The 14,496-nt window shown below is 37.6% G+C and carries 13 protein-coding genes; 10 read left to right on the top strand and 3 right to left on the bottom strand.

The features are described 5' to 3' along the window. Positions 1–141: 141 nt before the first annotated feature. The 10 genes from UYC_RS0102830 (at position 142) to UYC_RS0102785 (ending at position 12,488) form a co-directional block, all read left to right on the top strand. Positions 142–1,791: a PfaD family polyunsaturated fatty acid/polyketide biosynthesis protein gene (locus tag UYC_RS0102830; RefSeq protein WP_016873126.1), complete on the top strand. Its 1,650-nt coding sequence runs from the start codon at positions 142–144 to the stop codon at positions 1,789–1,791. A gap of 66 nt (positions 1,792–1,857) precedes the next feature. Next, the gene (locus tag UYC_RS0102825; RefSeq protein ID WP_016873125.1) at positions 1,858–2,805 is read left to right on the top strand and encodes a hypothetical protein; all 948 of its coding nucleotides are present in this window, start codon (positions 1,858–1,860) and stop codon (positions 2,803–2,805) included. Between the two features lie 46 nt (positions 2,806–2,851). Further along, the gene (locus tag UYC_RS0102820; RefSeq protein WP_016873124.1) at positions 2,852–4,003 is read left to right on the top strand and encodes a beta-ketoacyl-ACP synthase III; all 1,152 of its coding nucleotides are present in this window, start codon (positions 2,852–2,854) and stop codon (positions 4,001–4,003) included. A 183-nt stretch (positions 4,004–4,186) separates the two neighbouring features. Continuing rightward, positions 4,187–4,492, top strand: coding sequence for a phosphopantetheine-binding protein (locus UYC_RS0102815; RefSeq protein ID WP_026087337.1), 306 nt, complete (start codon positions 4,187–4,189; stop codon positions 4,490–4,492). Positions 4,493–4,639: 147 nt separating this feature from the next. Continuing rightward, positions 4,640–6,511, top strand: a complete 1,872-nt coding sequence (locus tag UYC_RS0102810; protein ID WP_016873122.1) for a TubC N-terminal docking domain-related protein — start codon at positions 4,640–4,642, stop codon at positions 6,509–6,511. Between the two features lie 169 nt (positions 6,512–6,680). Continuing rightward, entirely contained in the window at positions 6,681–8,084 is a 1,404-nt protein-coding gene (locus UYC_RS0102805; protein WP_016879231.1) for a phthiocerol/phthiodiolone dimycocerosyl transferase family protein, read from the top strand. Positions 8,085–8,119: 35 nt separating this feature from the next. Further along, positions 8,120–9,526, top strand: coding sequence for a phthiocerol/phthiodiolone dimycocerosyl transferase family protein (locus tag UYC_RS0102800; RefSeq protein WP_016873120.1), 1,407 nt, complete (start codon positions 8,120–8,122; stop codon positions 9,524–9,526). A gap of 63 nt (positions 9,527–9,589) precedes the next feature. Further along, positions 9,590–10,921 carry a phthiocerol/phthiodiolone dimycocerosyl transferase family protein gene (locus UYC_RS0102795; protein WP_071588416.1) on the top strand — a complete coding sequence of 444 codons (1,332 nt, stop codon included), beginning with the start codon at positions 9,590–9,592 and terminating at the stop codon, positions 10,919–10,921. A gap of 58 nt (positions 10,922–10,979) precedes the next feature. Then, on the top strand, positions 10,980–11,987 hold the full coding sequence (locus UYC_RS0102790) for an NAD-dependent epimerase/dehydratase family protein (RefSeq protein ID WP_016873118.1): 1,008 nt from the start codon (positions 10,980–10,982) through the stop codon (positions 11,985–11,987). Between the two features lie 33 nt (positions 11,988–12,020). Then, positions 12,021–12,488: a DUF2141 domain-containing protein gene (locus tag UYC_RS0102785; RefSeq protein WP_016873117.1), complete on the top strand. Its 468-nt coding sequence runs from the start codon at positions 12,021–12,023 to the stop codon at positions 12,486–12,488. A gap of 310 nt (positions 12,489–12,798) precedes the next feature. Here the strand turns inward: UYC_RS0102785 and UYC_RS0102780 are convergent, their stop codons facing one another. The 3 genes from UYC_RS0102780 to UYC_RS0102770 all read right to left on the bottom strand — a co-directional run bounded on the left by UYC_RS0102780 (position 12,799) and on the right by UYC_RS0102770 (position 14,408). Then, complete coding sequence (locus tag UYC_RS0102780) at positions 12,799–13,014, bottom strand: hypothetical protein (RefSeq protein WP_016873116.1); 216 nt, start codon at positions 13,012–13,014, stop codon at positions 12,799–12,801. Between the two features lie 628 nt (positions 13,015–13,642). After that, entirely contained in the window at positions 13,643–13,858 is a 216-nt protein-coding gene (locus UYC_RS0102775; protein WP_016873115.1) for a hypothetical protein, read from the bottom strand. A 334-nt stretch (positions 13,859–14,192) separates the two neighbouring features. Then, the gene (locus tag UYC_RS0102770) at positions 14,193–14,408 is read right to left on the bottom strand and encodes a hypothetical protein (RefSeq protein ID WP_016873114.1); all 216 of its coding nucleotides are present in this window, start codon (positions 14,406–14,408) and stop codon (positions 14,193–14,195) included. Positions 14,409–14,496: the final 88 nt, after the last annotated feature.

The following is a 14,496-nucleotide window of genomic DNA, read 5'->3' as shown; positions in this document are numbered from 1 at the left end:
CCACTATGCGATTGAGATAACACTCTTACTCTAGTTCTCCTCACTAGGTTGGTGGGTTGCCGCCTCCAGACTTTTGTGAGGAGTGCAAGACGAAAGCAAAATCTTTCACTTCCTATTCTTAGAAATTAGGGGGATAACAACGTGAAACTTGTAGACACTATATTGCGTCAGAATTCAAACGAGCTAAAATTTTCAGATGTTTTTTCTAATCACAATCAAGTCTGGCAGGGTTCTTTAGATTCTGTTGCTTTTGACAAAGAAGGCATAAAAACTAAACTACTGAATTTAAATAAACCTTGTTACATTATTAGGTTTGAAGATGAAATCGGTGTAACTAACGAAGGTTACTTATCCAATTCCAATCATGGACAAACGGGAAAAGTGGAAATGCTTATTACTGTTCCACCCTTGGCGATTCAACAGTTAGGCGATCCAACTTTCTTAGATTTTCATAATGTGAAATATGCCTATGCCACTGGCGCGATGGCTCAAGGAATTGCTTCTGAAGAACTAGTCATTGCTCTTGGCAAAGAGAAAATACTGAGTTCGTTTGGTGCTGGAGGCTTATCTATTTCTCGTATAGAAGCAGCTATTAACCGCATTCAACAAGCCTTACCAGAAGGGCCTTACATTTTTAATTTACTCCACAACCCTAGTGAACCTGCTATTGAACGCGGTGTTGTTGATTTGTATCTCAAATATGGTGTTAGAACAGTAGAAGCTTCTGCTTTCCTAGATTTAACTGACAACATAGTCTACTACCGATGCGCTGGTTTGAGTTTAAATCCAGCTCATAAAATCGAAATCAAAAATAAGGTCATTGCTAAAATTTCTAGAAGAGAAGTTGCAACTAAATTTCTTCAGCCTGCTCCTACAAAAATTATTAAGCAGTTAGTTGCACAAGGTTTAATCAGTGAGTTACAAGCAAAACTAGCTGAACAAGTTCCAATGGCGGATGATATTACCGTCGAAGCAGACTCTGGTGGTCATACAGATAATCGTCCTCTAGTTTGCCTCTTTCCTTCCATCTTGGAACTGAGAGATGAAATTCAAAGACAATATGCTTATGAAAAACCTGTGCGAGTTGGAGTAGCAGGAGGAATTGCAACTCCTCAATCAGCATTAGCTGCCTTTATGATGGGCGCTGCCTATGTTGTCACTGGCTCTATTAACCAGTCTTGTATTGAAGCCGGAACTTCTGAGCATACAAAACAACTATTGGCTCAAGCCGATATGGCAGACGTGATGATGGCTCCAGCAGCAGATATGTTTGAAATGGGTGTAAAACTTCAAGTTCTAAAAAGAGGAACTTTCTTCCCTCTGCGAGCGCAAAAACTGTCTGATTTATACAAAACTTATGACTCTATTGAAGACATTCCGCTAGCAGAAAGGGAGAAATTAGAAAAACAAATTTTTAGAAAGAGTCTGGAAGCAATTTGGGAGGATACCGCTGCCTATTTATCTCAAAGAAACCCAGATAAATTAGCTAAAGCTGCCAATCATCCTAAACTGAAGATGGCTCTAATTTTCCGCTGGTATCTCGGATTGTCATCGCGCTGGTCTAACTCTGGGGAAAAAGGACGGGAAACTGATTATCAAATTTGGTGTGGCCCGGCAATGGGTAGCTTTAATGATTGGGTAAGAGGCTCTTATTTAGCAGAACCAAATAATCGAAAAGTGGTTGATGTTGCTAACCACATTATGAGAGGAGCGGCATTTTTATACCGAGTACAAAGTTTAAAAATTCAAGGATTACAAATGCCAGCCGACTACATTCAATATCAACCGTAATAAAGCTGACGCATTTTACTGACATCCATATAATACCTTTTCCTAACCACTTTCCCACCTGCAGTTATGAAACGTGTACTGGTAGTTTATTACTCACAGTCAGGGGATGTGACTCGCGCCGCTGAATCTTTTACCAGATATCTCAACACACCAGAAGTTGAGCTTAACTGGGAGTGTATTAAACCAAAAGTTGATTATCCTTCTCCTTGGAGCTTGTATAAGTTTTTTGATGTTTTTCCAGAATGTGTAAACCAGGAGCCTCCGGAAATTTATCCACCAAAATTTAGTGGAGATGAAAAATTTGACCTAGTTATCATAGGCTATCAAGTTTGGTTTTTAGCACCATCTTTACCAATTCAGGGCTTTTTCAAATCCAAGTATGCAAAAGTCCTTAAAGGTACGAAAGTCATCACTTTAGTGGTGTGTCGAAATATGTGGCACTCTGCCTCAGAAACTATCAAGAAAATGATTGCTGAGGTCGGAGGAATTCATATTGACAATGTGGTTTTAACTCACCAAGGATCACCTTTGGCTACCTTTGTTACCACTCCGCGGTTACTGTTGACAGGGAAAAAAAATAGATTTTTGGGATTCTTACCTGCTGCAGGAGTTAGAGATGAAGATATTAGTGCACTGTCAAGATTTGGTAAGCGGTTAGCAAATAATCTCGCGGCGTTAAGTAATTCTTCTCCTCAGCCGATGCTTAAAGGACTTGGCGCTGTTGAAGTTAATCAACGCTATGTGATTCCGGAAGTAATTGGGTGGGTGGTATACCGTCCTTGGGCCAAGATAGCTCGTTTTTTCGGTAAACAGGGAAGCTGGAGCAGAATACCGATAATTTGCATCTTTGCGGTTCAGCTTGTATTTGCTATTCCCATTGTTCTTATCGTTTCTACTGCCGTTCAATTGCTCTTTGCTCCGCTGATTCATAAAAAAATAGCGTCTTATGTTGAGCTTTTAAAAGCTCCATCTGGTGTGGGCGAGAAGTCAACAATAACTCATCCTTTAAAGTGAGCACGTTTACTAACTTGATGTTTTGCTAAATTGTTAGGAGAAAATTATGGCTTCAGCATACATTACAGGTCTAGGAGTTTTTCTACCTAATGAACCAGTCAATAATGAGGAAATGGAAAATGTTTTGGGGTTAATTAATGGCAAACCTTCTCGATGTAAAAATAGAATCCTAAAAAATAACGGTATAAAATCTCGATATTATGCAATAGCTCCGCAAACAGGTAAGCAAACTCATACTAATGCACAATTAACTGCTGAGGCAGTACGTACTCTTTCCAAAAACTCTAATTTTCCATTAGAGGAAATAGAATGTTTAGTTTGTGGAACATCTTCTCCGGATCAAATTGTTCCTAATCATGCTCTCATGGTGCATGGAGAAATTAAGTGTCCTCCTTGTGAGGTTGTATCCACAAGTGGAGTCTGCTGCTCAGGAATGACTGCATTTAAATATGGATACATGAGCGTGTATTCCGGATTAACCAAAAATGCTGTAACTACAGGTTCAGAACTTGTATCAAATCAATTCAGAGCGAAGTTCTTTCAGCCCGAAATAGAAGCTAAAATTCAGGATTTGGAAGCAAAACCAATTATAGCTTTTGAGAAGGATTTTTTGAGGTGGATGCTTTCCGATGCTGCCGCAGCAGTGCTGATAACGGATACACCTCGTCAAAATGGTATTTCACTTAGAGTAGATTGGGTTGATATCGTCTCTTTTGCCAATGAACTAGAGACTTGTATGTATGCAGGAGCCGTGAAGAGATCTGATGGTTCTTTACAAGGCTTGCGGGATGTTGAAAATCCAGATGAAGTTTGGAAAGAAAATTATATTGCCTTAAAACAAGATGCAAAACTGCTAGGAGAAAATGTAGTTTCCTATGGAATTCAAAAAGGCTTTGCACAAGTTCGAGACAAATATCATTTAAAACCAGATCATATCACTTGGTATTTACCTCATTATTCATCAGAACACTTTAAGTTGCCACTCCATGATGAATTAGTGGGAATTGGATTTGAGATTCCGTTTGATAAATGGTTTACTAACCTAACCTACAAGGGTAATACAGGCTCTGCCTCCATTTTTATTATGTTAGAGGAATTAATGTCATCAGGAAAACTTGAACCAGGTGATAGAATATTTTGCTTGATTCCCGAAAGTGCTAGATTTTCATACGCTTATATGCACCTAACAGCCGTTTAATTGGTGTGTTTATTACTGCCTTTAGGCAAAACATGAAAAACAACAGGCTTCATAAGCAGACTTGTCAAAGACTCAAAAATTTATAAACCAGCTAAACAGCTAGTTCCCCAGGTAGAAAATTTGTTCAAATCAGTTTTGTTCATTAGCTTGGTAGGTCAACTCTTTTACTTTAGAGGTTTTCAAATGAGCCAATCTATTGTTAATTCAACTTCAAAACAGTCATATACTGCAGAAGAAATACAAGCCTGGCTAGTTTCTAATATTTCTGAGATGCTAGGAGTTGCAGCTGATGAAATAGATATTCGAGAACCTTTAGACAGTTATGGCTTGGATTCAGCGCAGGGTATGGTTCTTGCCAGTAGAGCAGAGAAATTACTTGGATGTAAGTTGTCTTTGATTCTGTTGTGGCATTACCCCACAATTGAAGCATTGAGCCAGCGTTTAGCAGAAGATTTTGCAGATTCAAACTCAGAGACTTTTGAGTTTTGAAGAAGCTACAAAATATTTTGATCACCTGATATCTTGCACTATTTGATTGAAAGAGCCAGATTGCTCTAGTTATCGTGATCAGGTTCAACCTGGTCACGAGGTTACGAGGTTATTAGTTCCTATTCTTAAACCAGAGATAATGAAACTATGAATGCATCTGAACTTTTGGAAAATCTTACTCAAAAAGGTGTTCAATTGTGGGTGGATAATAACAAACTTAATCTTCGTTCTCCTAAGGGGGTAATTACACCAGAAATACAGGCAGAACTAACTACTTATAAAGCAGAAATTTTGGCGTTTTTACGCGAACAAGATGTTGCAGCTAAAGCAGCTTCCATTCCTTTGAACATCGGACTAAGCCTGCAAACTATTGGTCGTTTAATTGGGGGATTTGTAAAACAATCAAATGTGGAATATCAGCCACCAGTTGTTGATCCTAAAGTGATGGCTCAAAAGCTAACAGTTACATTTAGACCTTTACCTAAAGGCTACAATCGCACAGAAATTATTAAATTTAGAGAAGAATTAGCAACTAAATTTAGGGATTATGGAGTAAAAGTTTTACCTTGGGAAGAAGCAACAACAGAGTTTAGCTATTTGTTTAAGATTCCCAAAACAAACTGGAAAAAAAGCTTCAAAACCAAGAATGTAAAATCAGAAGTTGATGCAGTTATTGATGTTGAGAATACTCCGTTTTTGTTAAGAAAGTTGGGTATATGTGTAGCAGAAAATTTATATCAAATTTATTCGCATTTACTTTTGAAGAACCGAGAAATTTCTGTTTCTAGAATAGCTAAATTGAGTAGTTGGGCTGAAGACCACACAGCTAAATACATTGAAGACCCTACTAATACTCAGGTAATCACCCTTACACAAATAGATCAGGAATTTGTCAATCCTTTACTTCCTTATCAACAAAAAATAAAAATTGGTTTAAACACTTTAATCAGAACATTCTCAGAAATGGTGATTGGAGTGTCTGAAGAAAAAATTTCTATTTTAAATATGAATCTTTCAGATTCTGTTTTTCCTAGAAATGAGATAGAACACTTTGTTGCTAACTCACTAATTCCTAAAATTTTTGTACCAATATATCCTCTTTTACTAAGTCGATTTGAGCTAGGACAGTATGATCCTCATGAATCTAGCTATGCTACAAAATTAGTGAAATTAGGTAATGAATTGGCACCAACAGGTCTATTTCCTCCAGGCTTTAAGCTTTATGAAGTTATCAAAAGAAAATCTCATAGAGATATAGTGAATGTCATAGTTAATGGCAGGACAGGTGTATCTTATGGTTTTGTTGCTTATGCTGAACCTCCACAATATATTGGTGAGCCAGAAATAACTGAAAATGAGTGGCAAAGTCTATTACCTGTGACGGGATTTAATCACGATGAACTCCGTCAAAATGAAAAAGGTCGGTTTTATATCAAAACCAAGGTCAATGGAGAATATCTATTTAAGCAAATACCAGATATCTGGCTTGTTAGCTCTCGCTCCGGCTCGAACAAAACAGATTTAAAGCTGGAAAGTGATGTTATTCGTATTGGTTTGAAAGAAAATTTAATTCTTCAATTACCACAAAATATTAATCCAGAGCTAGCAGATATCAAACCTTCCTATGACATCTACGTAATGCTTGCTATTAGTTTGTCTGCTGCTTTATATGCACCAGAACTTATTAAAAATGGTGCCCCAATTGTTCATTTTCATGGTTACCCAGCATTAGAATGGTTTAAACCAAATGAATATTATGTTGGCGTAACAAATCCATCAGTTCCTTGTGGAACTTATGAATCAGGAGTATTCAATTTTTTGGGTATTTCTAGCTTAACGAATCAGCAAGTAGAAAATACAGCCCTAGTAAGTTTAATCGAACCAGATCATGGTACAAATTTCATCGCTCGTGATTTGGAATATCTAGTAGAAAGATTAAAGGCTGGGTGCGCAGAAGGACAAATTGAACTTGGTGGTAAACATTTTGCTTCTCTAAAAGCAAAATTTGGCGATCGCTAAATTTGCAGTTTTGTGTCAGGTGGGCATTGTTCACCTATATCTCAAATACTTACCACATTAACTTTGACGGGCAATGCCCAACGCCAGTTCGCACAACGGGGAGAACCCCCGCAAGCGACTGGCTCCCCTACGATTGGATACAAACCATGACATACAAAACATCTTTATTATGTTATATGACAGAAAACTTTCTCCTTTAGAGCAAGTTATAGAAGTAGTTAATCGTCGTGCTAGCGCGTACAACATAGTTACAACTTGTCGAATTCAGGGAATTTTTAGTGAAGAAATCCTCAGACAAGCTCTTGAAGTGCTACAGTCACGTCACCCTCGTCTGAACTGTCGAATTGTCGGTAAGTTAAGTAGTTTGCGCTTTGAAACTGGAGTCATCAATATTCCTTTACGTGTTGTGGAAAAGTACGCTCCTCAACAGTGGCAAGAAGTTGCATTAGAAGAACTCAATCAAAAAATTGAGAGCGACAAAAGCCTAATGCGAGTTGCACTTGTTCAAATCAAAACTGAGAAAAATCTCAATTATTTAATTACAACAATTCATCATGCGATCGCAGACGGCTTATCATGCATTCAACTGCATTCTGAACTTTTGAGATATTGTCAAAAAATTACGTCTTGTGAACCAATAGAAGTTGCCACTTTACCTGCACTGCCATCAATAGAAAAGCTTATGCCAGCTTCGATGCAGGGATGGAGAGGTGCAGTGAATATATTTTTAACCGTATGCAGGCAATTATTAAAGAAGATTTGGTATCGACCAAAAACTTTAAAGTTTGAAAAATTTGTACCGATTGAATCGCGCTATTCTGGCATGGTTCATAGAACCCTGAACATAGAGCAAACCGAAAAGTTGGTAAGTGTTTGCAGACAGAATCAGACAACGGTGCATTCTGCTTTATGCGCGGCGATGTTGTTTGCGGCAGCCAGAAAAATCACTGGTGGCAAGAAAGCAAATTTAGGCGTCAGCTGTTGGTCAAATATTAACCTGCGTAATCGTTTCAAACCAGAGATTAGCGATCGCCACCTGGGTGTGTTGGTTTCTGGTGACATCTCGTGTCATACCCTCAAAACAAATACATCTTTTTGGGATCTAGCTCGCAACAGCAGACAACAAATGAAAGCAACAATAGCAAGCGATCGCGTCTTCTGTTCAGCGTTGTTAATTAAGCTGTTTACCGATTTTCTTCTTGCTTGCCCTCGTCAAATGTTTGGCACAGTGGGTGTCACTAATATCGGTAGAGTCAACATTGCTTCAGATTATGGCTTATTTGAACTAGAAGAAATTAGCTTTGTTCCTGCATGGGCAGCATTTGGAGGTTTGTGTGTTGCTGTTTTGACTTTTGAGTCAAAAATGTTTTTGAATTTCATGTTTTCTGAGCCTGCAATCAGTCAAGAAATCGCGGAAATTCTTGCCGATAATGTCCTCGCCTGTATTGTTAAGGCTTGTAACAACACAAACTTCACTTTTGCCGATCAAATGAGTGCCGCTCACTATCATCTATCCTCATCTGCTTCTAAAGCATTGAGTGTTGCTCCTCCAGTCTCTAGACACCATCAGTAAAAATTTTTTTGGATACCAATAATACCCAGTTATTTATGCCTTACAACAGAAAACTTTCTCCTTTCGAGCAAGCAATGGAGATTTTAAATCGCCGTGCTACTACATACAATATCGTCACAATTTGTCGAATTAACGGAATTTTTAGTGAAGAAATCCTCAGACAAGCTCTTGAGGTGCTACAGTCACGTCACCCTCGTTTGAACTGTCGAATTGTCGGTAAGTTAAGTAGTTTGCGCTTTGAAACTGGAGTCATCAATATTCCTTTACGTGTTGTGGAAAAGTACGAGCCTCAACAGTGGCAAGAAGTTGCATTAGAAGAACTCAATCAAAAAATTGAGAGTCACAAAAGTTTAATGCGAGTTGTACTAGTTCAGATTAAAAACCAAAGCAATATTAATTATTTAATTACAACAATTCATCATGCGATCGCAGATGGTTTATCATGCATTCAACTGCATTCTGAACTTTTGAGATATTGTGAAAAAATTACGTCTTTTGAACCAATAGAAGTTGCCACTTTACCTGCACTGCCACCAATCGAAAAGCTTATGCCAGCTTCGATGCAGGGATGGAAAGGCGCGGTGAATATATTTTTAGCAATATCAAGACTTTTGTTCAAAGATGTTTGGTATCGACCAAAAACATTGAAGTTTGAAAAATTCTTACCTGTAGAATTACGTCGTACTGGTTTAGTTCACAGAACCCTGAGCGTAGAGCAAACCAAACAGTTAGTAAATGCTTGTAGGCAGAATCAGACAACGGTGCATTCTGCTTTATGCGCAGCGATGTTATTTGCAACAGCTAGAAAAATCACTAGTGGTAAAAAAGCAAATTTAGGTGTCAGTTGTTGGTCACCTATCAATATACGCAATCGTCTTCAACCAGAAATTAGTAATGAACATTTGAGTTTGTTAGTGTCTGGTGATATTTCATATCATACTCTGAGAATCAATACATCTTTTTGGAATTTGGCTCGCGAGCGCAGACAACAAATGGAAGCAACAATAGCAGGCGATCGCGTCTTTTGTTTACCGCTGATAACTAAGTTTTTGATCCAGTTTCTTCTTGTTTTCCCTTATCAAGTATTTTCAACAATAGGTGTCACTAATATAGGTAGAGTAAATATTTCTTCAGATTATGATTTATTTAAACTAGAAGAAATCAGTTTTGTTACTGGTAATGCAGCATTTAGAGGTTTGTGTGTTGCTGTTTTGACTTATGAGTCAAAAATGTTTTTAAATTTCATGTTTTCTGAGCCTGCAATTAGTCAAGAAATCGCAGAAATCCTTGCAGATAATGTTCTTGCTTGTATTATTGAAGCTAGCAAAAACCAAAAATTTATCTTTGCCGATCAAATGATTGCCATTCCTCAGCATCAACCAGCTTCATTGTCTAGAAGTGCTTTGAAAACTGCTCATCGAGCGTCTCAACGCAATCTGTAAAAATATTTAGTAGATACCAAATCCAGTCTTCCTAGCCCCTATTTTTTCAATACAAATGTGCTTATGCTCTACGACAGGAAACTTTCTCCTTTCGAGCAAGTAATGGAGATTTTGAATCGCCGTGCTACTACATACAATATCGTCACGATTTGTCGAATTAACGGAATTTTTAGCGAAGAAATTCTCAGACAAGCTCTTGAGGTGCTACAGTCACATCACCCTCGTTTAAACTGTCGAATTGTCGGTAAGTTAAGTAGTTTGCACTTTGAAACTGGAGTCATCAATATTCCTTTACGTGTTGTGGAAAAGTACGAGCCTCAACAGTGGCAAGAAGTTGCATTAGAAGAACTCAATCAAAAAATTGAGAGTCACACAAGTTTAATGCGAGTTGTACTGGTTCAGGTTAAAAACCAAAGCAATATTAATTATTTAATTACAACAATTCATCATGCGATCGCAGATGGTTTATCATGCATTCAACTGCATTCTGAACTTTTGAGATATTGTGAAAAAATTGCATCTTTTGAACAAATAGAAGTTGCCACTTTACCTGCACTGCCACCTATCGGAAATCTTCTTCCAGCTTCGATGCAGGGATGGAGAGGTGCGGTGAATATATTTTTAACCGTATGCAGGCAATTATTAAAGAAGATTTGGTATCGACCAAAAAATTTAAAGTTTGAACAAGTCGTACCTATTGAAGCAAGCCGTACTGGTTTGGTTCACAGAACCCTGAGCGTAGAGCAAACCAAACAGTTAGTAAATGCTTGTAGACAGAATCAGACAACGGTATATGCTGCTTTATGTGCAGCGATGTTGTTTGCAGCAGCTAGAAAAATCACTGGTGGGAAAAAAGCAAATTTAGGTGTCAGTTGTTGGTCAACAATCAATATACGCAATCATCTTCAACCAGAAATTAGTAATGAACATTTGAGTGTGTTAGTTTCTGGTGATATTTCATGTCATACTCTGAGAATCAATACATCTTTTTGGGATTTGGCTCGCGATCGCAGACAACAAATGGAAGCAACAATAGCAGGCGATCGCATCTTTTGTTTACCGCTGATAACTAAGATTTTGATTGAGTTTCTTCTTGCTTTCCCTCATCAGACAGTTTCAACAGTGGGTGTCACCAATATAGGTGTAGTCAATATCCCTTCAAATTATGGTTTGTTTGAGCTAGAAGAAATCAGTTTTGTTACTTCTATTGCCGCATTTAAAGGATGGCGTGTTGCTGTTCTAACTTATGAGTCAAAAATGTTTTTAAATTTTATGTTTTCTGAGCCTGCAATCAGTCAGAAAAATGCAGAAATTCTTGCAGATAATGTCCTTACCTGTATTGTCGATGCTAGCAACAACCAACAGTTAAATTTTGGCAATTGGCTAATCAAATAATTGCATCTTTATAGAGTGTGGAATTTCTATATAAATACTTCTAAAGAGAGTAAGCTTTATGAACTTATCTGAACAAACACTTCTCATTTCAGGAATTAGTGGATTTATCGGTTTGCGAACTGCCGAGCTAGCCATAGCACGAGGAATGAAAGTTTGCGGGCTGGCACGTTCTGCCGAAAAAGCCAAAAAAGCTCAAAAATTGGGTGCGGAAATTATTGTTGGTAGCGTTACCGATCCTGCGATCGCCTCTAAAGCTTGTCAGGGAGTAGACATTGTTTTGCATACAGCTGGCATTAGCCAAGAAAGTGGCTCACTTAAGCATTTTCGTGAGGTCAATGTTGGTGGAACTGTTACCATGGCTAAAGCTGCCAAGAGTGCTGGTGTCAAAATCTTCACTCATATTTCCAGTGCTATGGTTTACGGTTTCAATTATCCCGATCGCGTCACAGAAAACGGGCCGCTACGTGGTGAGAATAATCCTCTATGCCAAACAAAAATAGAAGCTGAAGAAGCACTCTTACAACTCCATGCCCCACCGGATTTTGAGATCATCATCATTAGACCAGGAGATGTTTACGGGCCAAGAAGCATTCCTTGGATAGTACGACCACTACATATGATGCATCAAAAATTATTTGCATTGGTTAACGATGGACAGGGAGTTAGCAACCATGTATATATTGACAACCTGATTGATGCCATATTTCTTGCCATCGAAAAAGAAGCATATGGAGAAATATTTAACATTACTGATGGACAAAATACTTCTTGGAAAGAGTATTTTACACGACTAGCTAAAATAGCAGATTTACCTGTGCCTTTGTCTTTACCAAAAGAGGAAGCCAAATTATTTATTAGAGTGCGCGAACAGGGACAAAAACTTTTTCGGAAAAAACCAGACCTTGTACCAGAAACTGTAGATTTTCTCTCACGTCCCTATGCATATTCTATTGCTAAAGCACAAAGAATTTTAAATTATGAACCAAAAATTGACTTAGAAGAGGGAATGCGACGCACACGGGAATGGCTGCGAAACACAGATATTAAAACTGAACTGAATTCTTAAAAACCAGCAAATATCTAATGTAAATTCATAGTTATGTTCAAAAAAACAGTTCTCTTTAGTCTTTTTTTGCTTTCTAATCTAGCCGTTTTTAACCTGGCAACGGCTAATTCTAAACCTACCATAAAATTAACTGTTGTAGTCGATGGAATCCGTAACCAAAAAGGGCAGATTTGTCTGAGAATACATGGTGATGAACGAGGATTTCCTTTAAGTGATACTAGTGAAGTAAAAAGTGGTTGCGTTAAAATTCAAGGAAGTTCTGTAAAAAAGGAGTTCAGCGGGTTAAAGCCAGGAACTTATGCTGTCGCTGTAGTAGACGATCAAAATGGAGACTACAAATTAAACAGAGACTTTTTAGGTATGCCCCAAGAAGGTTTTGGTATTTCTAAAAATCCAACTGTATCAATGCTAAAGGGGGTACCAAAGTTTCAAGATGCTAGTTTTTCCTTAAAAAAGGATACAACAATTAGAATTAATATGAAGTATTCACTCGATCCATAATTAAGGAATTTGGTTGTAATCCTTGAATTAAAATCTGCACATTTTTCCTCTTGTTGATTCATTTTACTCTTGAAATGTACTTTTGCCAGTTAGATTATTTATACTGGCTTTTTTGTGTTTATACTCAGATAGCTAATAAATCTGGTGGATAATGGTTGATGTACTCTACGAAAAATTTTTCTAGTGCCTATTAAATTTACTAGCGATCGCACCAACATTAATTGAGATAGACAACTGACAAAAACAACACAAATAAAAAACAGTGGAAGAAACTCCACTGATGAGAAATAAAGCAAGAATCTGAAAGTTTTTATTCAATAAAATCGAGAGCTGTTGCTGCAATTTCCAACCCAAAGTCTCCTAAGATGAGCTGTCTTTTGAATTGAGTAAAGACAGCTTCAGCTTCAGTCACTAAACCACCGATAACTTTTTCTGCTTCACTCTCTGTTAATTGCTCAAAAGACTGGAAGTTCTGAGCAATCTGTTGTGTTGTTTGACGGCGTACTTTTTGCTTGTTGTTTAACATGATTTTGCCTCTGAGGTAAAGCTATTCTCTAAGTAAATAATTATTTGAAATTACTGTTTTGTAAATTGAAATGCTACTTTCATACAACAACAAACTATTAGAAGTAATATTACTTAAAAAGGCTTTTATAAATACAGCAAATACTAGACTTGATTGGATAATGATAGCCTGATTTGCAGTTGATGTACTCTAGGAGAATTTGTTGACAGCATCTATTAAATTTACTAGCGATCGCACCAATATTAATTGAGATAGTCAACTGACAAAAATAACGCAAACTGATATCTTGCTCCTTTAACCGTAGGGTGGAGAGAAGTCACAAGACGCCTCCGGTTTCTTCCCGTAAGGGGGGTTCTCCCCCGTTGTAGCGACTGGCGTCACCTGGCGTGCGACTGCGTTCGCCGGAGGCGTTCCCGTAGGGTAACCGGAGCGAGGTTTCCTCCGAAAGCGTTGCTCCTCCTTACAAAAATCGCAATCAAAAAACTGGTGCAAGACATTCATGAGCAGAGTTCACAACAAAGAAATGAAAGTGAATCTTTCCCTTCTGCCTTTCAAGACAGATGTGAACAAATAAAAAAACAGTGGAATTTCTTCCACTGGTGAGCAAGAAAGCAAGAAGCTAAAATTTTTATTCAATAAATTCGAGAGCTGTTGCTGAAATTTCAAACTCAAAGTTTCCTAAGATGAGCTGTCTCTTGAATTGAGTAAAGATAGCTTCAGCTTCAGTCACTAAACCACCGACAACTTTTTCTGCTTCACTCTCTGTTAATTGCTCAAAATAGTGGAATTTATGAGCAATCTGTTGTGTTGTTTGACGGCGTACTTTTTGCTTGTTGTTTAACATGATTTTGCCTCTGAGGTAAAGCTATTCTCTAAGTAAATAATTATTTGAAATTACTGTTTTGTAAATTGAAATGCTACTTTCATACAACGAGAAACTCTTAGGGGTATTATTACTTAAAAAGGCTTTTATAAATACAGCAAATACTAGACTTGATTGGATAATGATAGCCTGATTTGCAGTTGATGTACTCTATGAGAATTTGTTGACAGCATCTATTAAATTTACTAGCGATCGCACCAATATTAATTGAGATAGACAACTGACAAAAATAACGCAATAAAAAACAGTGGAAGAAATTCCACTGGTGAGAAACAAAGTAAGAAGCTAAAAATTTTTATTCAATAAATTCGAGGGCTGTTGCTGAAATTTCAAACCCAAAATCTCCTAAAATGAGCTGTCTTTTGAATTGAGTAAAGACAGCTTCAGCTTCAGTCACTAAACCACCGATAACTTTTTCTGCTTCACTCTCTGTTAATTGCTCAAAAGACTGGAAGTTCTGAACAATCTGTTGTGTTGTTTGACGACGTAGTTTTTGCTTGTTGTTTAACATGATTTTGACTCCGAGATAAAGTTATTCTGTAAGTAAATAATTATTTGGAATTACTGTTTTGTAAATTGAAATGCTACTTTCATACAAC

It is taken from the genome of Chlorogloeopsis fritschii PCC 6912 (assembly GCF_000317285.1).
Lineage (GTDB): Bacteria > Cyanobacteriota > Cyanobacteriia > Cyanobacteriales > Nostocaceae > Chlorogloeopsis > Chlorogloeopsis fritschii.
The sequence above is the reverse complement of the archived record's forward strand: the minus strand, read 5'-3'. Positions and strand labels throughout refer to the sequence as shown.